Origin of the sequence: Bradyrhizobium sp. AUGA SZCCT0169 (genome assembly GCF_018130085.1) — a bacterium.
Classification (GTDB): Bacteria; Pseudomonadota; Alphaproteobacteria; order Rhizobiales; family Xanthobacteraceae; genus Bradyrhizobium.
On record NZ_JAFCMC010000051.1, the window covers coordinates 23869 to 45550 of the forward strand.

Annotated in this window: 20 protein-coding genes; 6 read left to right on the top strand and 14 right to left on the bottom strand. The window is 63.5% G+C overall.

Going from position 1 to position 21682, the window contains the following annotated elements:
• Positions 1-12 precede the first annotated feature (12 nt).
• From JQ609_RS32725 to JQ609_RS32750, 6 genes are read right to left on the bottom strand one after another with little or no spacing between them, the layout of a single operon-like run.
• Positions 13-699 carry a nitroreductase gene (locus JQ609_RS32725; protein ID WP_212276745.1) on the bottom strand — a complete coding sequence of 229 codons (687 nt, stop codon included), beginning with the start codon at positions 697-699 and terminating at the stop codon, positions 13-15.
• Complete coding sequence (locus tag JQ609_RS32730) at positions 696-1736, bottom strand: phosphotransferase family protein (protein ID WP_212208311.1); 1041 nt, start codon at positions 1734-1736, stop codon at positions 696-698. The genes JQ609_RS32725 and JQ609_RS32730 overlap by 4 nt, the downstream gene beginning before the upstream one ends.
• Positions 1733-2983 (bottom strand): acyl-CoA dehydrogenase family protein, encoded by a 1251-nt coding sequence (locus JQ609_RS32735; protein WP_212276746.1) that lies wholly within the window; start codon positions 2981-2983, stop codon positions 1733-1735. The genes JQ609_RS32730 and JQ609_RS32735 overlap by 4 nt, the downstream gene beginning before the upstream one ends.
• A 38-nt stretch (positions 2984-3021) precedes the next feature.
• Positions 3022-3807, bottom strand: coding sequence for an SDR family NAD(P)-dependent oxidoreductase (locus tag JQ609_RS32740; protein WP_212276747.1), 786 nt, complete (start codon positions 3805-3807; stop codon positions 3022-3024).
• Between the two features lie 10 nt (positions 3808-3817).
• The gene (locus JQ609_RS32745; RefSeq protein WP_212276748.1) at positions 3818-4579 is read right to left on the bottom strand and encodes an SDR family NAD(P)-dependent oxidoreductase; all 762 of its coding nucleotides are present in this window, start codon (positions 4577-4579) and stop codon (positions 3818-3820) included.
• On the bottom strand, positions 4576-6234 hold the full coding sequence (locus tag JQ609_RS32750; protein ID WP_212276749.1) for an AMP-binding protein: 1659 nt from the start codon (positions 6232-6234) through the stop codon (positions 4576-4578). The genes JQ609_RS32745 and JQ609_RS32750 overlap by 4 nt, the downstream gene beginning before the upstream one ends.
• 232 nt (positions 6235-6466) lie before the next feature.
• Between JQ609_RS32750 and JQ609_RS32755 the strand changes: the two genes are divergently transcribed.
• Complete coding sequence (locus JQ609_RS32755; RefSeq protein WP_212276750.1) at positions 6467-7486, top strand: zinc-binding dehydrogenase; 1020 nt, start codon at positions 6467-6469, stop codon at positions 7484-7486.
• A gap of 82 nt (positions 7487-7568) precedes the next feature.
• Here JQ609_RS32755 and JQ609_RS32760 read toward each other — a convergent pair whose 3' ends face one another.
• The 8 genes from JQ609_RS32760 to JQ609_RS32795 all read right to left on the bottom strand — a co-directional run bounded on the left by JQ609_RS32760 (position 7569) and on the right by JQ609_RS32795 (position 16231).
• Positions 7569-8786, bottom strand: a complete 1218-nt coding sequence (locus tag JQ609_RS32760; RefSeq protein ID WP_212276751.1) for an ABC transporter substrate-binding protein — start codon at positions 8784-8786, stop codon at positions 7569-7571.
• Between the two features lie 35 nt (positions 8787-8821).
• Positions 8822-9517, bottom strand: coding sequence for an ABC transporter ATP-binding protein (locus tag JQ609_RS32765; protein WP_212276752.1), 696 nt, complete (start codon positions 9515-9517; stop codon positions 8822-8824).
• Positions 9514-10212, bottom strand: coding sequence for an ABC transporter ATP-binding protein (locus JQ609_RS32770; protein ID WP_212276753.1), 699 nt, complete (start codon positions 10210-10212; stop codon positions 9514-9516). Before JQ609_RS32770 ends, JQ609_RS32765 begins: the two co-directional genes overlap by 4 nt.
• A 1-nt stretch (position 10213) precedes the next feature.
• Positions 10214-11263: a branched-chain amino acid ABC transporter permease gene (locus JQ609_RS32775; protein WP_212276754.1), complete on the bottom strand. Its 1050-nt coding sequence runs from the start codon at positions 11261-11263 to the stop codon at positions 10214-10216.
• Positions 11260-12117: a branched-chain amino acid ABC transporter permease gene (locus JQ609_RS32780; protein WP_212276755.1), complete on the bottom strand. Its 858-nt coding sequence runs from the start codon at positions 12115-12117 to the stop codon at positions 11260-11262. The genes JQ609_RS32775 and JQ609_RS32780 overlap by 4 nt, the downstream gene beginning before the upstream one ends.
• Positions 12118-12476: 359 nt before the next feature.
• Entirely contained in the window at positions 12477-13649 is a 1173-nt protein-coding gene (locus tag JQ609_RS32785; RefSeq protein WP_212276756.1) for an aminoglycoside phosphotransferase family protein, read from the bottom strand.
• Between the two features lie 31 nt (positions 13650-13680).
• The gene (locus tag JQ609_RS32790) at positions 13681-14871 is read right to left on the bottom strand and encodes a CaiB/BaiF CoA-transferase family protein (protein WP_212276757.1); all 1191 of its coding nucleotides are present in this window, start codon (positions 14869-14871) and stop codon (positions 13681-13683) included.
• Between the two features lie 61 nt (positions 14872-14932).
• Complete coding sequence (locus JQ609_RS32795; RefSeq protein ID WP_212276758.1) at positions 14933-16231, bottom strand: enoyl-CoA hydratase-related protein; 1299 nt, start codon at positions 16229-16231, stop codon at positions 14933-14935.
• A 248-nt stretch (positions 16232-16479) separates the two neighbouring features.
• Between JQ609_RS32795 and JQ609_RS32800 the strand changes: the two genes are divergently transcribed.
• From JQ609_RS32800 to JQ609_RS32820, 5 genes are all read left to right on the top strand, one after another.
• Positions 16480-17652 (top strand): acyl-CoA dehydrogenase family protein, encoded by a 1173-nt coding sequence (locus tag JQ609_RS32800; RefSeq protein WP_249128708.1) that lies wholly within the window; start codon positions 16480-16482, stop codon positions 17650-17652.
• Between the two features lie 90 nt (positions 17653-17742).
• Positions 17743-18501, top strand: a complete 759-nt coding sequence (locus JQ609_RS32805) for a glucose 1-dehydrogenase (protein WP_212276760.1) — start codon at positions 17743-17745, stop codon at positions 18499-18501.
• 19 nt (positions 18502-18520) lie between these two features.
• On the top strand, positions 18521-19312 hold the full coding sequence (locus JQ609_RS32810; protein WP_212276761.1) for an enoyl-CoA hydratase-related protein: 792 nt from the start codon (positions 18521-18523) through the stop codon (positions 19310-19312).
• Between the two features lie 90 nt (positions 19313-19402).
• Positions 19403-20332 carry a 3-keto-5-aminohexanoate cleavage protein gene (locus JQ609_RS32815; RefSeq protein WP_212276762.1) on the top strand — a complete coding sequence of 310 codons (930 nt, stop codon included), beginning with the start codon at positions 19403-19405 and terminating at the stop codon, positions 20330-20332.
• A 63-nt stretch (positions 20333-20395) separates the two neighbouring features.
• The gene (locus tag JQ609_RS32820; protein WP_212208295.1) at positions 20396-21541 is read left to right on the top strand and encodes an acyl-CoA dehydrogenase family protein; all 1146 of its coding nucleotides are present in this window, start codon (positions 20396-20398) and stop codon (positions 21539-21541) included.
• Positions 21542-21682 lie beyond the last annotated feature (141 nt).

Sequence of the window (21682 nt, forward strand, 5' to 3'; positions counted from 1 at the left end):
AAATCTCCTCTTTCAGCGGTGGAACCGGACGGCAGCGTCGATATCAGCGCGGCCGACGCGCGCCGCGTTGGCCTTGATACTGCGATCCTCGTAGCCAAACGAAACGCCGAACAGCAGTTTGTAATTGGCGGGAATGCCTAGCTGTTCGCGGATGATTTCTGGGAACAGTCCGAGCGCGCCCTGCGCGCAGGACGCGATGCCGCGCGCGGTCAGCGCCAGCATCAGGGTCTGCGCATACATGCCGATATCGGCCGCCTCGCGGGTATCGAACGGCGCCGGCATGAAGATCAATACGGCATGCGGCGCGTCGAAGAAGGCGTGATTGCGGATATAGGCCATCTTGCGGCCAACCACGTCGCTCCGCTCGACTCCCATCGCGCCGTATAGTTTCTGCGCCGCGTCCACCTGCCGCTCGCGGTAGATGCCGGTGAACTTGCCGTCAGCCGGCCAGTCCGGCCTGATCGGCTCGTCCCGCATCCCGGCCGCTACCAATGCTTCGCGCAGCCGTTTCAAGGCCTCGCCGGATACCACATGCGGCGTCCACGGCTGGACGTTGCAATTCGACGGCGACCATTGCGCAAGCTCGAACACCTCTCGCAATGTCGCCTCCGGAACCTCGTCGGGCAGAAAGCCACGCACCGAGCGGCGGCGCCGGATCGCCTCATCGATGCTCATGGCCGGCCGTTCGCGCATGCTCATCGTTCTTCCTCGATCAACGCGACACCGCGCGCGGCATAGGCCCGCGCCAGATGCCGCCCGACGCGCGCCGCGTCCGGCAACACCCCGGTGCCGAGATCGCCGCGCGCAGCGACTCCGGCACTGCCGACCGCGCCGCGAAACATCGCGAACACCTGATGGAAACGCGTGAGGCGCTCGGTCGCGCCGGACAGCTCGTAATAGAGCTCCAGATAATCGCGCTCGGACGGAATCCCCATCTCCTCGAGCGGCAGGCCGAGCAATCCGCCGTTCTCGTCCGGCGCCATCAGCCATGCCTGGCTGTTGAAGGCGAGATCGACGAGGGGATGCCCGAGCGTCGAGAGCTCCCAGTCGAGCACGCCGATCACGCGCGGCTCTGTTGGATGGAACATCACGTTGGCGATGCGGAAGTCGCCGTGACACAGCGCGACGGTCTCGCTTTCGGGCAGGCGCTCGGCTAGCCAACGCACCATCCTGTCGAGCGCGGGGTTATCATCGTCGCCGCGACGGAATTTTGTCCATTGCTCCGACCAGCGCTTGAGCTGGCGGGCAAAATAGTTGCCGGGCCGGCCGAAATCCCCCAGCCCCAGCGCCCGATAATCCAGCCTGTGGATGGCGGCCAGTGCGGCACACATCGAGCGGAACAGCTCGGCGCGCTCGGCGCGGGCAAGTCCTGGGGTGCCGAACTCGCTGAAGACGCGGCCGTCCAGCCATTCCATGAGATAGAACGGCGTCCCGACGATCCCGCGATCCTCGCAGTACCGATAGGGTTTTGGCGTCGGGACGGAACTGCCTTGCAGCGCCGTTAGCACACGAAATTCGCGGTCGATCGCATGCGCCGACGGCAGCACGTTCTTCGGCTGCTTGCGCAGCACCGCGCGCCACCCGCCGCGGCTGACAAAATATGTCGGGTTCGACATCCCGCCATGCGTGCGTTCCACCCGCGTCGAATCAGTGCCGCCGAGCCAATCCTTCAGATATTCATCGAGCCGCGCCACGTCGAAGTCGATGCCGCGGTCGGAGGCATCAGCCCCGGTCATCCGCTGCTCGCACGCTTGCCGCTGAAGTTGAACAGGTATTGGGCGACGCGCCTTATCTGCACCTCCTCGGTGCCCTCGGTGATCCGATAACGGCGATGGTGCCGGTAGATGTGCTCGAACGGCATTGCACGGCTGTAGCCGATGCCGCCATGCACCTGCATTGCCCGATCGGCCGCCTCGCAGCACAGCCGGTTGGCGCGGAAGTTACAGATCGAGACCATGTCGCTGATCTCCAGCGGGTTCTGGCGGTCCATCTGCCAGGCCGTGCGGAAGATGAAGTTGCGCACCAGTTCGTATTCCGACCACAGCTCGACCAGCGGAAACTGCACCGCCTGTTTGCGCGCGAGCGGCTCGCCGAAGGCGACGCGTGTCTTGGCGTATTCGACCGCCTTCAGGATGCAGTAGCGCGCGGCGCCCGCGCTCGCCGCCGCCTGGCGCACGCGGTTCTCGTGCACAAAGCGCTGCGCGACGACAAGGCCCTCGCCCTCCTTGTGCAAAATCGCGCTGTCGGGCACGCGCACATTGACCAGTTCCGTCTCCGCATGATCGCTGGGCATGTTGAACGTCCAGTGATTGTAGAGGACGTGATGACCGGGCGTGTCGGTCGGAACGATGAAGGCAGTGATGCCCCTGGCCTCGCCCGGCTTGCCGGAGGTGCGCGCAAACACCAGATTGGCATGGGCACGGGCCACCTGGCTGTTCCACCGCTTGCGGCCGTTGATGACCCAATGATCGCCATCGCGCACGCCGGTCGTCTCCAGCCACGTCGCGTCGCTGCCATGTCCGGGTTCAGTCAGGGCAAAGGAAAGGTGTTTGTTTCCGGTGATGATGCCCTCGATATAGGTCTTTTGCTCCTCGGTGCCGTAGTCGGCGAGCGCCGGAATGATCGGGAAATTGCCGACGATGGAGGATTCGTCCTGCAGATCGTTGTGCAAGCCGAGTCCCTTGGCGGCGAGGTGCTCGCGGATCGCCGCGATCGCAAGATTGGATGCGGCCTGGCCGCCGCATGATTTCGGCAGGCCGTAGCGCAGATGCCCTGCCTTGTCGGCACGGCGCTCCATTTCGCTGATCAGCGCGCGCCATTCGGTGCGCGGGCGCCCGTCATCATCCCAGTCGGTTCGAGCGTTCTCGCGGCGATGATCGAAGAATTTGATGTTGTCGCGCTCGAGCGGCTTGATCTCGGCCTCGATAAAGGCGTCCAATTCGGCCAGCTTGTCGGTGATTTCCTTGGGCAGTTCGAAGTCCATGGCGCCTCTCCCGGTGCTCTCTTTTGTTTTGGTCGCTGCTAGAGCGCGATCCGCCCATAAGGGTGGGTACTGCTGACACCGCCATCGACCGAGAGCAATTGTCCGTCCACATAGGACGAATCATCGCTGGCGAGGAAAGCCGCGGCGGCGGCGATCTCCTCGGAACGCCCGGGGCGTTTCATCGGCGTCACATGGCCGAGCTTGGCTTCGACGCCCCGCGCCCGCGCATCTTCGAACACTTTTCGGGTCAGCTGCGTTTCCACCAGTCCCGGCAGCACGGCGTTGACGCGTACGCCGGTGCCGGCAAAGGCATTGGCCGCCGTCTGTGCCAGATTGTTCACCGCCGCCTTGCTCGCGCTGTAGGAAATGGCGCCGGCATTGGCGCGCAGCGAAGCGGCCGACGAGGTCAGGATGATGGAGCCGTAGCCCTGCGCCGTCATGTGCCGGCCGGCATATTTGATGGCGAGAAAGCAGCTGATGGTGTTGATGCGGTAGACTTCAGACCATTCCTCGACCGTCTGCTCCAGCAGCGGCGTATTGGTTCCGGTGACGCCGATATTGGCGAAGAAGATTTCGAGACCGCCGAATTCCGCCAAGCAGCGCCGGACGATCTCGGCAACGTTTTCCTCGACCGCCGCGTCCGTGATCAACGCCGATGCAATACCGCCTTCGCCCCGGATCGCTGCCGCGGTTTCCTCGGTATTGCCGGCGCGGCCGACCACCAGCACGGAAGCGCCTTCGCGCGCGAAACGGATCGCGCTGGCGCGGCCGATGCCGCTGCCACCGCCGGTAACGACCGCGCGCTTGCCCTCCAGTCGCTTCATCGCGCTTCTCCTATCTGGCAGGGATGGTCCAGCCGCCGTCGGCGGTGACGACGGCGCCCTGGATGTAGCTCGCGTCGTCGCTGGCGAGGAATGCAGCAAGGGCTGCGATCTCTTCCGGCTCGCCAAAGCGGCCGGCCGGCATCTCGGCCTGACGCGTGGCGATCGTTGCTTCATCGAATTGCGCGATCGAGGCCGGCGTGCCGATCATGCCCGGCGCGATCACGTTGACGCGAATTTTCTTTGCACTGAGTTCGATCGCCGATGCCCGGGAGAGGCCGACGACGCCGGCCTTCAGGGCGGAATAGGCAATGGAATCCTTGGCGGGGTTGAACGCCGACACCGAACTCAAATTCACGATCGCGCCGCCGCCGCGACGCTCCATCTGCGGCGCCGCCGCTTGCGTGGTCCAGATCAGGCCGTGCACCCCCACCGCGAACATGCGGTCGACGGTCTCGACTTCGATCTGCGCCAGCGGCTCGAAGCGCGCAAAGACCGCATTGTTGACCAGCACTGCTACCGGCGCCGCGAACTCGCGCTCGATCCGCGCAAACAGGGCATGGACATCGTCGCGCTTGCCGACATCGACCTCATAGGGCCTGGCGTCGAGCCCCTTGCTCTTCAATCCCTCGACCGCAGGCTCCAGCCGACGCGCGCTGACGTCGACACAGGCGATACGACCGCCCTCCTGGCCGAAGCGCTCGGCGATCGCAAGGCCGATTCCGCGCGCGGCGCCGGTGACGACGCACACGCGGCCCTGAAGGCGGGAATTCATGCGCTGGCCTTGTGCGGCGGTTCGGCAAAGGCCTTTGCGATCTCCCGCAGCTGGAATTTCTGCACCTTGCCCGCCGGGGTCTTTGGCAGATCGGCGACGATCTCGACGCGTTCCGGCCAATACTGTTTCGCGACCTTGTGCTCCGCCATCAGGGCCTGCACGGCGGCCAGATCGAGCGTCTGGCCGGGACGCAGCACCACGAATGCGCAGGCCCGCTCGCCCAGTCGCGGATCCGGATAACCCACGATCGCGGTCGAAAGCACAGCGGGATGCTTGAACAGCAGGTTCTCGATATCGAAAACCGGCACGTTCTCGCCGCCGCGGATGATGATGTCCTTGATGCGGCCGTCGATGCGGATGTAGCCCTCGTCGTCCATGTAAGCCATGTCGCCCGTGTCGAACCACCCCTCGGCGTCGAACGGCTCCATGTCGGCGCGCTTGTAGTAGCCGAGGCACATCTGGGCGCCGCGCACCTTGAGCAGCCCCTTCTCGCCGACGGGCGCCGGGGATCCATCCATGCGAAGCACCTTTACGGCAACGCCCTCCAGCGGGCGTCCGTCGGTCTTCGACGATTTTTCGAGCGCCCGCTCCGGCTCGGTCAAGGTGCTCGACAGCGATTCCGTCATGCCCCACAGCGAACAGACCTTGAGATCGAGCTCGCGGTAGACGCGATCGATCAGTGCCGGCGGAATTGGCGCACCGGCGCAAAGGAATTTGCGCAGCCGCGCAGGCTTTGCCGCGCCAGCCGCGACCGCCTCGCACATGTCGGCGAGGAACGTCGCAGCGCCAGCCGAATAGGTTACGCCCTCATTGGCCATGATCGCGATGCCGCGTTTCGGCTCCCACACGTCCTGGAAGACGACGGTGGCGCCGATCTTGAGGCCGAGCAGCATGCCGGCCGCAAATCCGGTCATGTGGCCGAGCGGCGAACAGACCAGCATGGTGTCGTTGGTGTCGAGGCCGAAGCGGCCGGCCAGCGCGATATTGCAGGCCAGCAGCGTATTGAGGCAATGCATGACGCCCTTGGGCGAACCTGTCGTGCCCGAGGTGAACATCAACACGGCCATCTGATCTGCGGGCAGCGCGCCGATCTCGCCGATCGGGGGCGAGCCGAGACGATCGCTGCCGGAGAGCAGCGCCTGGTCGAAGCTGTTCGCCCCCTCGCCGTCGACGACGATGATGTGCTGCAGTTTTGACAGTTTGGGCCGCAGCGACTGCGCCATCGCCTCGTGATCGAAGCTACGGAACAGTTTTGGCACGATCAAAAGCTTGGTTTCCGCGAAGTCGAGCATGTAGCTCAGCTCATGTTCGCGGAAGATCGGCATCAGGGGGTTGACCACGGCGCCGACCCGGAACGCGGCGAGCGCAATCACGGCAAACTCCCACCAATTGGGAAGCTGAACCGAGACGACGTCGCGAGGACCGATCCCGAGGCCCTTCAAGGCGGCCGCCGCCCGCGAAATCAGATCGCCGAGTTCGGCATAGGTGAAGCGCTTGGCCTCGGGGCGATCGGCGCGGTCGGCCAGAAGGGCGAGCTTTCCCGGCGTGGCCGCGATGGTCGCCTGCAGAAACTCGTCGAAGCTCTTGTCGATCCAGAAGCCGCCTGCGCGCATCGACGTTGCGTGGGCGACGGGATCAAATCGATTTCCGCTCATGCGTTCTCTCCCTGAAATCTTATCGCGGCGCTTGACGGCCTATTCGTTAGCTAGTGTACTAGTTTTAGAATGAACCGCAACTGCAAAATCGACCGGTCCGTTCACCTATCGACACCGGACCGCATACCGACCGCGGCGGGCGCGACGGCGCCTTGAGGGAACAAGCACAGGACGCATATGATAAACGTGTGTCCGAATACCGGAACGCGCGACGGGCGAAGGAGAAGGCACCATGAAAGCGGCGGTCCTGGAACGGCGCGGAGCCGAAGGCGTCAGCTGGCGGGATTTTCCCGATCCGGCCCCTGCCCCCGGCGAGTCCGTACTCAAGGTCGCAGCCTCGTCGCTCAATCGCGTCGATCTCTACATGCGCGACAGCGGCGCCGGGATCACGCACACCTTGCCGCAGGTGATGGGCGTAGAGGCCGCGGGCGAGATCGTCGAGGCCGAGTCCGGCAGCGGGCTGAAGCCCGGCATGAAGGCCGTCCTGTTTTCCGAGGCGTTTTGCAACAAATGCCGCTATTGCCTCGCCGGCGACCAGCCGCTGTGCGAGAACGTGAAGATCATGGGCGAGCACCGCCATGGCGGCTTTGCCGAATATATCGCGATGCCGAGCCGATGTTTCCTGCCCCTGCCCGACGACGCCGATCTGGTCGCGGCCGGCGCGCTGATGACGGGCCACCTCACCGCCTGGCGCATGCTGTTCGGCAAGAAGACCTTGCAGCCCGGCGAGAGCGTGCTGATCGTCGGCATCGGCGGGGGCGTCGCGGTCGCCTGCCTGCAGCTCGCAAAACTGGTGGGCGCGCGGGTCTTCGTCACCTCGTCCAGCGACGCCAAGATCGAGCGCGCGATCGCGCTGGGCGCCAGCGGCGGCGTCAACTATCAAAAAGACCGGGTTTCGAACGCGATCCTGCAAATGAGCAATGGCGGCGTCGATATGGTGATCGACAGCGTCGGCGAAGCAAGTTGGGGCGAATCGCTGCGGTCGCTGCGGCGCGGAGGGCGGCTTGTCACCTGCGGCGCGACGACGGGCTCCAACCCTCCGGCCGATCTGCAGCGCGTGTTCATCCGCCAGTTGGAGATCTACGGGTCGACCGGCGGCAGCCTCGCCGAATTCCGCCAGCTGCTCGATGTGTTCAATCGCGGTCTGGTGAGACCGGTGATCGATACGACCTTTGAGATGGCGGACATACGCGCCGCATTCGATCATCTCGCGTCCGGGGCGCAGTTCGGCAAGGTGTCGCTGGTGGCGTGACAGGCGTGCCGCGAACGGCGCGGCCCGGCGAAGACAATTCGGCCCCGGCGTCGAAACCTGATCGACATCGGCGCCGGCTCGCTCACTTCTTGCAGGCGGGATCGACCGGGGGAATGATGTCCGGGCCCGGCTCGATCTTCTTGATGTGGTAGGTCGGCTTGCCGTCCTTGCCCGGCAGGATCTGGCTGATCGCCATACGCCGTACGGCCTGATGATCGCCCGCGCGCATCTCCACGTCGCCAAGCACCGTATCGGCCTTGAGGCCCGACAGCGCCGCCCGTACGGCGTTGATGTCGGTCGAATTCGCCTTGTTGAGGGCGGCCGCGATCAGCTGAATGGCAGCGTATTGGTCAGCGCCGGTGTAGGGCGGCAGTTCGCCGTTGTACTTTTCGCTGTAGGCCTTCACGAAGGCTTCGGCCTGCGCGCCCGGAAAACCGGCAACGAAGCCGATGTTCTGATAGACGCCCAGCACCGTGTCGCCTTGCGCGGGCAGCGTTTGCGGGATCACGAAGGAATTTCCCAGCACCATCTTGTACTTCTTGAACAGGCCGAACTGCTGTTGCTGCTTGGCAAGATTGATGGCGTCGCTGCCAAAGATCGTCACGAACAGGCCGTCGGCCGGCTCTGCGCCGAGCTCGGATATCTTGGCGCCGAAGTCCGGCGTTCCGAACGGGGTGAACAGCGTTTTCGCGATCGTTCCGCCCTGCGAGGTAACCAGGCCCTTGAATTTGTCGGCGGAGTCGCGCCCTGCCGCATAGTCGACTGCGATGATGTCCCATTTCTTGACGCCCTGGTCCTTCAGGAATTCCCTGTAGGAACCCATGATCATCGAATCGTTGGCGTTGACCCGGAAATAGTTCGGCGAGCATCCCTTGCCGGTCAGGCCGTCCGCATTGGCCATCACTTCGACCATCAGGGCTTTCAATGTGGGAAGCTTTGCCTGCAGCGCAGGCGAGACGGATGAGGTGTCCATTCCGGTGATGAACAACGCGCCATCCTTCTGGACGGCGCGGGTGGCGCCGTCCACGGCAGTGTCCGGCGTGCCGGGATAGGTGATGAAGACGGCTTCAAGCTTCTTGCCGGCGCCGCCGCCGGCGGCATTGATCCGCTCTATCGCCAGATTGACCGCTTTGGTCTGGGTTTCCTTCAGGCCGGCCAACGGCCCGCTGTCGATCAGCAGCACGCCGATCTTGACCGTATCGTTGGCAGAAGCTTTTGTCGGCGCCGTCGTTGCCATCGCGATGGCGAAGGCCGCCGAAAGCAGCGCGCCGAAGCCCGTACAGGTAAGTGCCTTCCTCATATGTCCTCTCCCTACGCCTGGTTTAAACTTTCTGATTACAACGCCATCAGTGCCTGGTTCTCAGGCGCACCGATCGCCGGTGTCGGTCCTGAACCGACGACTTCTCCCTTGGCCAGAATGATGAAACGATCGGTCGCGCGCTTGACCAAATTCAAATGCTGCTCGACCACCAGCACGCCGGTCCCGGCCTGGCGGATCGTATTGAGCGCGCCGACCAGCCCGTCGATCAGTACCGGCGAAAGGCCCTCCGACGGCTCGTCGAGCAAGACGAGACTCGGATTGGCCATCAGCGCCCGGCCGATCGCCAGCATCTGCTGCTGGCCGCCGCTCAACATGGTGCCGGGCCGGTTCGCGCGCTCCTCGAGTACCGGAAAAAGTTCGTAGACGGCTTTCAGATCCCAATACCCCGCCCTGCCCGTCGCCTTGCTGAGCAGCAGGTTCTCCTTGACGGTCAGATTGGGCAGGATGCGGCGGCCCTGCGGCGCAATCGAAATGCCGATTTTCGCCGCCATATAGCCGGGCAGATGATCGACCCTGCTGTCATGTACCCAGATCGCGCCGGAGATGATGTTGGTCTCGCGAAACACCGAGAGCAGCAGTGTCGACTTGCCCGCCCCGTTGCGGCCCACCACGGCGACCGATTCCCCTTCATTGACCGTGAGGTCGATCCCGTGCAGCACCGTCGAAGCGCCGTAGCCGGCAACCAGCTTCTCAATGCGGAGCGCGCTCATGCCGCGGTTCCGAGATAGGCGGCGACGACGCGATGGTCGGCGCGAATTTCCTGGGGCGTGCCGGTGGCGAGGTGGCGGCCGAGGTCGAGCACGGTGACCTTACCGCAGCAGGCGAATACCGCGTCGACATCATGCTCCACCACGACAGCCGCGATCTTCCGTTCGCGCACGAGATCGCGCAGATGCTCGAACAGATGCAGCGTCTCCGCTGCCGAAAGCCCTGCGCCCGGCTCATCCAGCAACAGCAGATGCGGGCGGCCGATCAAGGCCAAAGCGACGTCCACCCTGCGCTGCACGCCGTAGGCGATACGGCCGGCCTTCTGGTGCAGATAGCCGGCGAGATCCATCACCTCGATCACGTCATCGAGCCTGTTATCGCCAAGATGCTGCGCAACCAGATGAAGCTGCTCGTGAACGGTCAGTTCCTGGAAGACGCTGGTGCGCTGAAACGAGCGCGCCATGCCGTGCCGGCGCCGCCAGGCCACCGAGCGCCGCGTGATATCCTCGTTGCGATAGTGAACGGTTCCCGCGACCGGACGGCGGCGGCCGCATACCGCATCGAGCAGTGTGGATTTACCGGCGCCGTTCGGACCAATGACGCCGTGAAGGATGCCGTCGCCAAGGACTTCCAGGTCGACGTCCGACAAGGCGCGGACCGATCCATAGCTCACCGAAAGATTCTCGATCTTGAGCATGTCAGGACGTCTCCCGTCGTCCGCCGAACGCAAACTTCCGCAGCCATGCCATGCTCGACAGTCCGCCGACGACACCGCGCGGGAAAACCACGATGAACACGACGATGGCGATGCCGGTCAAAAGCTGCGTGAGCCCGCGCGCGCCGAATTCATCCTGCGCAAAGGAGAAGATCACGCCGCCCAGCAGCGGTCCCACGGAGCCGGCGATGCCGCCCATCAGGGCCGCAACCAGCGAATTGGTGCTGACCGAAATCCCAAGACTCTCCGGCGAGACGAAGCCGGCGTTGAGTACGTGCAGCAGGCCGGCAACGGCGGCGACGATGTTGACGAGCGCATAGGCGATCAGGCGCGGCAAATAGGTGTCGAACCCCGAGAACCGCATGCGCTCCTCGTTCTCCCGCACCGCGCGCAGGATGGCGCCGAGGCGGGAGCGGCCCACGGCCCACAGCGCCAATCCGGAAAGCCATGCGGCGACCCACATCACCATCCAGAACCGCGCCGGGCTGGCAAAGTCCGCAGCCTCCATGCCGAATACCGTACCCTTGAAGCTGACGACGAGGCCGTCGGCGCCTCCGGTATAGTCGCGCAATGCCTCCAGCATGACCGCGTGGCTGATCATCTCGCCGGCGGCAAGCGTCAGCATCATGAAGGCGAGCGGATTGGTACGCACGATCAGCGCGCCGAGAACGGTGGCGTAGACGACAATAATCAGAAAGGCGGTGCACAGCGCCCACGCCGGGGTCAGATTCCAGTCGTTCATCGCGATGGCGAACAGCAGACCGGAGCCGCCATAGATGCTCGCGGCGCCCAGCGCCACCAGTCCGGCCTGGTTCATCAGAAATGCGACACTGAGCGCGAGCATGCCGAGCAGCAAGCCTTCGTTGGCCAGCCGGAGCACAAAATCGCCGGCGAAGCGGGTTGGCGCCACCGCGCCGACCACGAACACAATCGCAACCGCGACAAGGGTCAGCGGCAAGCGCAAGGACGATCCGCCGATCGCGCCGAGTGGGGCAACGCGCTCGCTTGCCGCGGTCGTTGTCCGGTTACTCAATTGAGCACCCTGCCGCGCCCGATGCCGCGGGGAGCGACCAACAACACGATCATCAGCAAGATGTAGGGAACCAGGGCCGCGATGTTCGGCAGGAAAACCGATCCGGCGACCTGCATGAACCCGAACAGCAGTGCTGCGACGATCGCGCCGCCGATGCTTCCGGTGCCCCCGATCACCACGATGATGAGGCAGTTGACGATCATCGTGACGTCCATTCCCGGGTCAATCGACAGATAGGGACCCGCCAGTACACCGGCGACACCGGCGAACGCGGTGCTGAGACTGGTCACCAGCAGGCTGAGCCGGTCGGCATTGATACCCATCATGCGCGCGACGGACGGATCCTGACTCACCGCGCGGACATAGAGTCCCGACGATGTGTATCTGAGCCAGAGCGCCAGCAGCGCGCACGACCCCAGCCCCATGACGATCAGGAAGATGCGGTAGACCGGATAGGACAGGTTCAGCACCGTAACCGAACCGGACAGGATCTGCGGCGCATCGACGCTCCGCGCAACGCCGCCATAGAAGAAGATGATGATCTGTCCGAGGATGATGCCGAGGCCGAGCGTCACCAGCGCGACCTCGATATGCGACCGGCCTTGCAGCGGCCGCAGCGCCAGATATTCGAAGGCAATGCCAAGCAATGCGAGCAGGATCGGCACCACGATCAATGCCAGCCAGAATCCGCCGACCAGCGAGACGGTGTAGCCTAGATAGGCGCCGAGCATGTAGATCGCGCCGTGACCGAAATTGATGACGTCGCGCAGCCCGTAGATCAGCGCGAGGCCGCTGGCGAGCATGATCAGCAGCGAGGCAAGCGCCAGCGAATTGGCGATCAACAGCGCGATCACGCCGGCGCCCTCCCGTCATGCGTCCGCGAACGAAACGCGTCCGTCCGATACGCCGCCAATTTGCGCACCCGCTTCCGCAAAGCATCCTCCCCGCCACGTTAAGCGTGCGCCGACGATCCGATCGCGGGCGTGACGCCGAACTGCTTCTTTTCCCGCCGTGCCGGCGGAGCCGGGTCTATGCCCGTTATTTAGTACACGTGTTTATCATATACTTATATGTCCCGCAAACGCAAAACGCCGACTGGCCTGCGCTGCTCTGCCACACGTATGCCGTCACGCCGGGAGTTTGCTCGTCGAATTAGTACGCAAGCGCAACGATGCGACGGATTTCGGCGCGCGCAGCTGCAAGCCAACGAAGATCAACTATCGAGCGCATCCAGGTCGGCCATCGCCGTCGTCATCCGCTCGATCATCGTCAGCGTCGTGGCCTCGGGCTGCATGTTCGGCAACAGTGGCGAGTGACACAGCGTGATCGTCCACATTGCGAGCGCGTGCACGATCTGCTGCCGGTAGCGCTGGAAGCTGAGATCAAAGTCCGGCTTGACGCCGGTCTTCTCCGCGAACCGCTCGATATAGCGGGCCAGCAGTTCGCGCTCCCAGCTCCGGCGATTCTCGGGCGTCAGCGACGCCGTCACGGCGTAGCTAAAATCGCGTGACCAATGGCCGCGCGAAAGGCATTGCCAGTCGCACAGTCCCATCTGGCCCGCGCCTGTCCGGTACCAGTTGCCGATGTGTACGTCGGAGTGAATGAGGCCCTGCGGCTCGCTGTCATGCAGCGCAAGTGCGCGCATCGTTGCCGGCCAGACATCGTCGCGGCGCGCCATGACCGCAGCCGGAATGACGTGAGCGGCGGCATCAAACGCTTTCCTTGTGTAATACTCGGTGCCCATTTTTGCAGCCCCGATGGTGAACCATCGGGGATAGCTAGCGAGCCAGCGGTAGCGTTCGGCCAGCGTCGGATCGCCGTAGAAGCGGCCGTGCAGCGCCGCCAGGAGATCGATCATGTCGTCGGCCATGGCGCGGGTGACGTATGTCTTGTGATTGCAGAACGTCGCCGACTTGGTTGCGACCAGATCTTCCAGCAGATGGATCGCCGCGAACGTTCGCCGATCATAGGCGGAATGATAGCACAGCGGGGCTTCGATCTCGAGCTGGGGGCGGATCTGCGTAAAGAAGCTGCCCTCCACGCGCGCCGTGCCGTTGAAGCCGCCGATCATGCGGGTGACGATGCTCGGCAGCGACTTGGTGAAGATCGAGACCGGCAGGCCGGCGCGGCGACCTTCCTCGTTGTAGGAGACCTTCAACTGATGCCGCTCGTGGGTGCCCGCACTCGCAGGCTTGACTTCAACGTCTGTGACAATGGCCCCCGGGACCTTGCCGCAGAGCACCGCCGTCAGCCATTCCGGCGTAACAGCGTAAGGTGTGCAGGGCACATCGTCGAACCGGCGCGCCATTGGCCGCGCCAGGCGCTCGTAAGCGACACGTCCACTGATTTTCAGCGCGGCCAGGGCCGTATCTGTTGATTGTCCCATCTTCTCAATTTCCCCTTAAGCGGCGCAAAGCTCAACCGATCACACGTTCCCGACGCAATTCGCCGATTACTTCGGATGACAGACCTATTTCACCCAGCACATCGTCGGTGTGCTGTCCCAGCACCGGCGGCGGCCTGCCTGCGCGGCGTTCCGCGCCGTTGATCAGAACCGGGTGACCGACGCCCTTCAGCCTGCCCGCGGTCTGGTGCTCATAGTCGACAATGATGCCGCTCGCCTTGGTGTGAGGATGGTCGAGCAACTGCGCGATCGAATTGATCGGCGCGCAGGGCACGCCGACGCCGGTCAGTACCTCGTTCCAGTGCGCGACGGAATTTTGCTGCAGCGCGGCCTCGACATGGCCGAGGGTTTCCTTGCGGTGCGCAACGCGATCCGCATTGGTCCTGAATCTGATATCATCGACGATCGCGCTCAAGCCGGTGACCGCGCAGAATTTGCGCCAGAGATTGTCGTTCGCGACCCCGATCATGATCGGGCCGTCGGCAGCCTCGAAGGCCTGATAGGGACAGAGCGATTCATGGCTCGAGCCGCATTTCGGCGGCTGAACACCGCGCTCCCAGAAGGTCTGGAGATTATAGCCCAGCAGGCCCAGCGCGGTTTCGAACAACGAGACCTGGATCTCGCCGCCCTTCCCGGTTTTTTCTCGCGCATACAGCAACGCCAGAATGCCGCTGAAGGCGTGCACGCCGGTCATCTGGTCGATCGGCGAGATCGGACTGCGGATATATCCGCCGTCCTGGTCGCCGGTCATCGACATCACCCCACAGAACGCCTGCAGGATCACGTCATAGCCGGGCGAGTTCTTCAGCGGCCCCGCACGGCCAAACCCGGAGATGCTGCAATGAATCAGGCGCTCATTCAGGGTGCGAAGCGTCGGTGCATCGATGCCCAGCCGTTCGGCGACACCGGTTCCAAAGCTTTCGATGGCGACGTCGGCGGATTTGGCCAGCGCATGAACGATCTCGCGCCCCTTCTCCGATTTCATGTCGACGGCGATGCTGCGCTTGTTGCGGTTGGCGCTGAGAAAGACCGTGCCGAGGCCCGGCGCCGGAAACGGCGGCCAGCCGCGTGTCTCGTCGCCCTGCCCGACGGTCTCCACCTTGATGATATCGGCGCCGAGATCACCGAGATATTGCGCACATAGCGGACCTGCCAGGACCTTCGACAGGTCGAGGACGCGGATGCCGGTCAGAGGTTTTGACAATGTCGTTCTCTCAATTGAGTTGCGCGAGCCGCGGTAGCTGAAGTTTCGACGCCGGCATCAGTCAGGCGCCCGGTTGGGCGGAGGAGAAGACACCTGCCATGTAGGCGGGAAAGCCGTATTTCGTGACCAGCAGATAATCCGCCGCGCGGCGCTGATCCTCGGAGAAGGTGGCCCGCCATTGGTCTGCCACGGCATACGCCCGCGCCAGCCGTTCGCGCAGCGCGCGTTTACCGTCGGTGACAGGCTCCGATTCCAGCCAGAACGCGGACTGCGCAATGACGCCATCGAATGCCGGCGCCTTTCCTGGCCCGTGAAAACCGGCGCGCGCGAACGCATTTGCAAGCGTTGCATCCGCTCCGACTTGCAGCGCTCCGGATACCGCCGCCACGGCCTGTTCGACGGGAGGGGGAATGCCTCCCGCCTTGCGAAAACGGTCATGATCGAGCCGGCCGAGAAACAGCGTCCTGATCATGTTGCGCGGCTCGCGCCGCTGGATGAGCTTCGAGAAGATCTCCATCTCGGTGCGCATCGCCGCATCAAAGGGCTGCGGCAATCCCTGCGCAACGCAATCGAGAATGGCCAGCGGCGCTGGATAGTGCCCGAGGGTCTCGGCCAGAACGCTCTCGCGCTTCCGTGCGATGATCGAGGCGGCATCATCGACATCCGCTGGCCGCCATCCGGAACGGTCCCAGGGCTGCGACGCCGCCGGGTATGACAGCACCCATCGCTCCGCCGCCGCCACCTCTTCACCGGCAGGAACCAGTTGATCGACCACGCCGGCGCTGACAGCGGCCTGGCCGGACAGCCGCGCACCTTCCAGCAGGATCGGAAATGCCTTCTCGATTCCGGTCAGACGCGGCAGCCGTTGGGTTCCCCCGCCTCCCGGCAACAGCCCGACCAATGACTCCGGCAGGCCGAACGCAACCTTGGGATCGTCGACCATGACCCGGTGATGGGTCGCCAGCGCCAGTTCGCCGCCGCCGCCGAGCGCCAGGCCCGCGATCGCCGCCGCGACCGGCTTGCCCGCGGTTTCGATTCCACGCAGCGCCTGGCTGAGACGGAAGAAATGATCGAACGCCATGCGATCGCGCGTCTCGGCCGGCGCGGCCATGATCATGTCGTAGGCCAATCCCAGTTCGGCGAGATCAGCGCCGGCACAGAATGCCGATGGCTTTCCCGAGCGGATCACCACGCCGTTGACGTCGCTGTCGCGGAGCCACCGGCTGAAAATGGCGAGTTCGGCGATCGCGGCGTTGGAGAACACATTCATCGGGCGGCCGGGCATGTCGAAAACAAGATGCAGGACATTGTTTTCGCTGCGTTCGGCCCGGAATTGCTGCAACTTTCCCAGTTCGTCCATGGGTTCTTCTCCGTCGCCGTTTTTCGCCCTATAGCATATCGTATATCTGTGTACTAGTTTAAACGGATGGTTTTGCCGCCGCGAAAACTCTACAGCGGTTGCAGCGCTGATTTGGCGGCAACGCACGCGAAAGTCCTGACACTGACGTCGTCGACCCATAATGCAAAAAGCCCGCGGCGCCAGCTTGCCTTTTACCATCCCGGAACATATAGTACACTACCTAACTAAATTGATGTGGACGGATGTCGATGATCGAGCGCACCATTTTCCGTGAGGAACATCATATTTTCCGGGAATCGGTCCGGCGCTTCGTCGATCGCGAGATCGTGCCGTTTCATGCGCAGTGGGAAAAGGACGGCATCGTGCCACGGGAACTGTGGCTCAAGGCCGGCGCCGAGGGGCTGCTCTGCTGCACCGTTCCGGAAGAATATGGCGGCATGGGCCTCGACTATCTGTTCGACGTGGTCGTGTTCGAGGAATTATGGCGCTCCGGCGCGAGCGGCCCGGGGTTTCTGATCCACACCGATCTCGTGGCCACCTATCTGCTTTCGTTCGGCACCGAAGCGCAAAAGCGGCAGTGGCTGCCGAAGATGGTGTCGGGCGAAGCGATCGGCTCGCTCGGCATGACGGAACCCCATGCCGGCAGCGACCTCAAGGCGATCCGGACCCGCGCCGTGCGCGATGGCGATGATTTCGTCATCAACGGCCAGAAGGTCTTCATCTCGAATGGCCAGCTCTGCGATTTCGTCGTGCTGGCGACCAAGACCGACGGCAGCGCCGGCGCCAAGGGCGTCACGCTGTTCATCGTCGAGAGCAACCGGCCCGGCTTTGAGCGCGGTAGAAATCTCGAAAAGATCGGAATGAAGGCCCAGGATACCTCCGAACTGTTCTTCGAGAACATCCGCATTCCTGCCACCAACATGCTCGGACAGGAGGGTAAGGGCTTTGCCCTGATGATGACGAAGCTGTCGCAGGAGCGGCTCGCCCAGGCGATCCGATCGGCCACCGTCACCGAAACCGTGCTGGACTGGACCGTCGAATACACGTCGGATCGCAGCGTGTTCGGGCAAAAGCTCGCCAACTTCCAGAATACCCAGTTCAAGCTCGCCGATCTCAAGACCAAGGCGACGGTCGCCCGCGTCTTTACCGATCGATGCATTTCGCTTTTCATGGAAGGAAAGCTCGATCCGGTCGACGCTGCGATGGCCAAGATGTTCACCTCCGAACTTCACTGCGAAGCGGTCGATGAATGCCTGCAATTATTCGGCGGCTGGGGTTATATGACGGAGTACCCGATCGCGCGCGCCTATGTCGACGCAAGGATCGTCAAGATTGCGGGTGGATCGATCGAGATCATGAAAACCATCATCGCCCGCCAGATGTTCGCCCAATGTGGTTTTGCGCTCGCCAAGAGCGGTTGATCGCCATTCAGGGCACACGGCCGGCGGACGCCAAGGGGTCCGCCGAGACAGAACAGACGACCAAAGCGTCGCAAACCAAGGGAGTGAGATTTGAGAGGCTTATCAGGCAAGGTAGCGATCGTTACCGGCGGCGGCCAGGGCATCGGCCGCGCCATCACCCTTCGGCTCGCCGAGGAAGGCTGCAAGGTCGCGATTTTCGACATCAATCCCGACGCCGGACATGAGACCGCGAAACTGGCGCCGAAGTCGGCGATCACGACCTACACCGTCGATGTCGGCGACCGCGCCTCGGTCGATCGCGCCGTCGCGCAGGTCAAAGCCGAACTTGGCCCGATCTGGGTTCTCGTCAACAACGCCGGCTGGGACCGGCCGATGCCGTTCCTGAAGACCGACAAGGAACTCTGGGACAAGATCATCCGGATCAATCTCTATGGTCCGCTCAACACCCACCACGCCATTGCGCCGCTGATGGTCGAACATGGCGGCGGCCGCATCATCAATATCGCCTCCGATGCCGCCCGCGTCGGCACCAGCGACGAGGCGGTTTACTCGGCCTGCAAGGGCGGCCTGATCTCCTTCACCAAATCGATCGCCCGCGAACTCGCCCGCAAGAACGTGCTGCTGAACGCGGTGTGTCCGGGTCCCACCAACACGCCAATGATGGCGGCGGTGCTGGGCGAAGGCGAACAGGCGGTAAAGTGGAAGGACGCAATGGTTCGCGGCATTCCCTTAAAGCGCATGGGCGAGCCCGACGACTATGCCGGTATCATCGCCCTGCTGGCGTCGGACGACGGCAAATTCATCACCGGACAGGCCATCTCGGTCTCCGGCGGCATGAACATGATCTAGCAGATGTGAGGACAATACGATGTTCGACCCCAGCAAATTCACCGACGTAATCTATGAAGTCCGCGATCGCGCCGCCTGGATCATCATCAACCGGCCCAAGGTCTACAACGCCTTTCGCGGCCAGACGCTCGAAGAACTGATTCAGGCGTTCCAGATCGCCGCCAACGACCGCAACGTCTCCAGCATCGTGCTGACCGGCGCCGGCGACAAGGCGTTCTGCACCGGCGGCGACCAGTCCGCCCATGAGGGCCAATATGACGGCCGCGGCGTCGTTGGCCTGCCGATCGACGAGCTGCAGGGCCTGATCCGCGACGTGCCCAAGCCCGTCATCGCGCGCGTCAATGGCTTTGCGATCGGCGGCGGCAACGTGCTGGCGACGCTGTGCGACCTGACGATCGCCGCCGACACCGCGCAATTCGGCCAGGTCGGACCGAAGGTCGGCTCCGTCGATGCCGGCTGGGGCACCGCCCTGCTGGCCCGCCACGTCGGCGACAAGAAGGCCCGGGAAATCTGGTTCATCAACGACCGCTACACCGCCGAACAGGCACGTGAAATGGGCCTCGTCAACAAGGTGGTTCCGGCCGCCGACCTCGACGCAGCCGTCAAGGACTGGACCGACAAGCTCGCGCAGCGGTCACCGACCGCGATCGCGCTCGCCAAGCGTTCCTTCAATGCCGACAGCGACAACATTCGCGGTATCAGCAACCTCGCCCTTCACGCCGTGAAGCTGTTCTACGATACGGCGGAATCGAAGGAAGGCGTCGCTGCCTTCAACGAGAAGCGGACGCCGGACTTCCACAAGTTCACTTAGCCATTTTGGCAATGAACACGTCGCTTCCCCCGCGTTCGCCGATGCCCTCGCCCCGCATCGGCTGAACGCGCATCGCAAGAGGAAAACACCGTGCCGGCACGTAAGGTCATCATTTCCTGCGCAATCACGGGTTCGATCCACACCCCCTCGATGTCGCCTCACCTGCCGGTGACGGCGGCGGAGATCGCGGAATCGGCTCTGGGGGCGGCCGAGGCCGGCGCCGCGATCGTGCACCTTCACGCCCGCAATCCGATAGATGGCCGGCCGGACCAGTCGCCGGAAGCGTTCGAGCCGTTTCTTCGCGTGATCAAGCAGCGATCCGACGTCGTCGTGAATCTGACGACCGGCGGCTCGCCCTATATGACCGTCGAAGAGCGGATCAAGCCCGCGGCGGTCTGGAAGCCGGAGGTCGCCAGCCTCAACATGGGCTCGATGAACTTCGGCCTGTTCCCGATGCTGAAGCGGTACAAGCAGTTCAAGCACGACTGGGAGCCCGCGATGCTGGAAGGCTCCCACGACCTCGTGTTCCGCAATTCCTTCAAGGATATCCGTTACGCGCTCGAAACGCTCAACTCGACCGGTGCGCGCTATGAGTTCGAGTGCTACGACACCAGTCACCTCTACAATCTGCATTACTTCTGGACCGAGGGCCTGGTGAAAGCGCCGCTGTTCATCCAGACCGTGTTCGGCCTGCTCGGCGGCATCGGCGCGCATCAGGAAGACGTCATGCACATGAAGCGCACCGCCGATCGCCTGTTCGGCGACAATTATCGCTGGTCGGTGCTGGGCGCCGGGCGCGCGCAAATGCCGGTCGCGGCGATTGCAGCGGCCATCGGCGGCAATGTGCGGGTCGGCCTGGAAGACAGCCTCTGGATCGGCGCCGGCCAACTCGCAGCGTCAAACGCCGATCAGGTGACGCAGGTTCGAAAGATCATCGAAGGGCTGGGACTGGACGTCGCGACGGCCGACGAGGCACGCGAGATCCTTGAGCTCAAGGGCGACGACAAGGTCGCGTTCTGACCGCTGATCGATCGGAATCGATGTAGCGGCCGGATCGCCAAACGCAATCATCGGGAGGCCTCAATGCTGCCCCATCGCAGGGTTTACGACGAAGAACATCAACAGTTCAGGGAAACGGTACGGCGCTTCGCAGCATCAAAGATCGCGCCGGATTTCGCACGATGGGAAGAAGCCGGGATCATCGACAGGTCGCTGTGGGGCGCCGGCGGCGCGGCCGGCCTGCTCTGCCCGCAGGTCCCCGAAGAGTTCGGCGGCGCCGGCGGCGACTTCCGGCACAATGCGGTTGTGATCGAGGAACTCAGCTATTCCGGCTTCGCTGGCCCGGCCACCGACTTCTCCGTGCACAACGATGTCTGCTGCGGCTATTTGCTCAGCTACGGCACCCCCGAACAGAAGAAGAAATGGCTGCCCCGCATGGTCTCAGGGGAGACTGTCTGCGCCATCGCGATGACCGAGCCCGGTACCGGCAGCGACCTGCAGGGCATCCGCACCCGCGCGGTACGCGATGGCGACGAGTTTGTGATCTCGGGCCAGAAGACCTTCATCTCGAACGGGCAGATGTGCGACCTCGTCATCGTCGTTGTCAGGACCAACCCGGAAGGTGGTTCACGGGGAATGAGTCTGGTTCTGGTCGAGACCGACCGTCCCGGATTCCGCCACGGCCGCAACCTCGAAAAGCTCGGGCACCTCTCCTCTGATACGTCAGAACTGTTCTTCGACAGCGTGCGCGTCCCGGTGACCAATTTGCTGGGAGCGGAAGGCGGCGCGATGGGCGCGCTGATGAGCGAGCTGCCGCAGGAGCGTTTGACCATCGCGCTGCATTCGATCGCCGCCGCCCAGAAGGCTTTTGATCTTGCCAAGGACTACGTGCAGCAGCGCAATGCCTTTGGATCGCCGATCGGCAGCTTCCAGAACACGAGGTTCAAGCTGGCCGATTTGAAGTCCGATCTTGCGGTGGGCTGGGCCTATGCCGACCAGTGCCTCCATGACCACATCAATCACGAACTGACGACCTACGCGGCATCGACGGCAAAACTCTGGATCACTGAAATGCATGGCCGGCTCGTCGACCAATGCCTCCAATTCTTTGGTGGTTACGGCTTTATGCGCGAGTATGAGATTTGCCGCCTCTATGCGGATGCACGGGTGCTGCGGATCTACGGTGGCACGTCGGAAATCATGCGCGAGCTGATTTCGCGTAATCTCTGATCCTCCTAAAGCGTGATGGCATTAGGTTCGATAGCCTGAGTTTTTGAGGTAGTTGGCACATTCCTCTGAGGTGAAGGCATCGAGTGCGCAGCCGATTGCGGCGCAGACCGCGTCGACAGTTCGCGCGGCAGCTTTGCGGAC

What these genes read in the sequence shown, in the direction of transcription:
- JQ609_RS32810 (WP_212276761.1), top strand. Translation starts at nt 18,521, where the DNA reads ATGTTCGACCCCAGCAAATTCACCGACGTAATCTATGAAGTCCGCGAT.
- JQ609_RS32765 (WP_212276752.1), bottom strand. Translation starts at nt 9,517, where the DNA reads ATGAGCGCGCTCCGCATTGAGAAGCTGGTTGCCGGCTACGGCGCTTCG.
- JQ609_RS32770 (WP_212276753.1), bottom strand. Translation starts at nt 10,212, where the DNA reads ATGCTCAAGATCGAGAATCTTTCGGTGAGCTATGGATCGGTCCGCGCC.
- JQ609_RS32800 (WP_249128708.1), top strand. Translation starts at nt 16,480, where the DNA reads ATGATCGAGCGCACCATTTTCCGTGAGGAACATCATATTTTCCGGGAA.
- JQ609_RS32730 (WP_212208311.1), bottom strand. Translation starts at nt 1,736, where the DNA reads ATGACCGGGGCTGATGCCTCCGACCGCGGCATCGACTTCGACGTGGCG.
- JQ609_RS32750 (WP_212276749.1), bottom strand. Translation starts at nt 6,234, where the DNA reads ATGAGCGGAAATCGATTTGATCCCGTCGCCCACGCAACGTCGATGCGC.
- JQ609_RS32795 (WP_212276758.1), bottom strand. Translation starts at nt 16,231, where the DNA reads ATGGACGAACTGGGAAAGTTGCAGCAATTCCGGGCCGAACGCAGCGAA.
- JQ609_RS32820 (WP_212208295.1), top strand. Translation starts at nt 20,396, where the DNA reads ATGCTGCCCCATCGCAGGGTTTACGACGAAGAACATCAACAGTTCAGG.
- JQ609_RS32745 (WP_212276748.1), bottom strand. Translation starts at nt 4,579, where the DNA reads ATGAATTCCCGCCTTCAGGGCCGCGTGTGCGTCGTCACCGGCGCCGCG.
- JQ609_RS32725 (WP_212276745.1), bottom strand. Translation starts at nt 699, where the DNA reads ATGAGCATGCGCGAACGGCCGGCCATGAGCATCGATGAGGCGATCCGG.
- JQ609_RS32735 (WP_212276746.1), bottom strand. Translation starts at nt 2,983, where the DNA reads ATGGACTTCGAACTGCCCAAGGAAATCACCGACAAGCTGGCCGAATTG.
- JQ609_RS32740 (WP_212276747.1), bottom strand. Translation starts at nt 3,807, where the DNA reads ATGAAGCGACTGGAGGGCAAGCGCGCGGTCGTTACCGGCGGTGGCAGC.
- JQ609_RS32785 (WP_212276756.1), bottom strand. Translation starts at nt 13,649, where the DNA reads ATGGGACAATCAACAGATACGGCCCTGGCCGCGCTGAAAATCAGTGGA.
- JQ609_RS32755 (WP_212276750.1), top strand. Translation starts at nt 6,467, where the DNA reads ATGAAAGCGGCGGTCCTGGAACGGCGCGGAGCCGAAGGCGTCAGCTGG.
- JQ609_RS32760 (WP_212276751.1), bottom strand. Translation starts at nt 8,786, where the DNA reads ATGAGGAAGGCACTTACCTGTACGGGCTTCGGCGCGCTGCTTTCGGCG.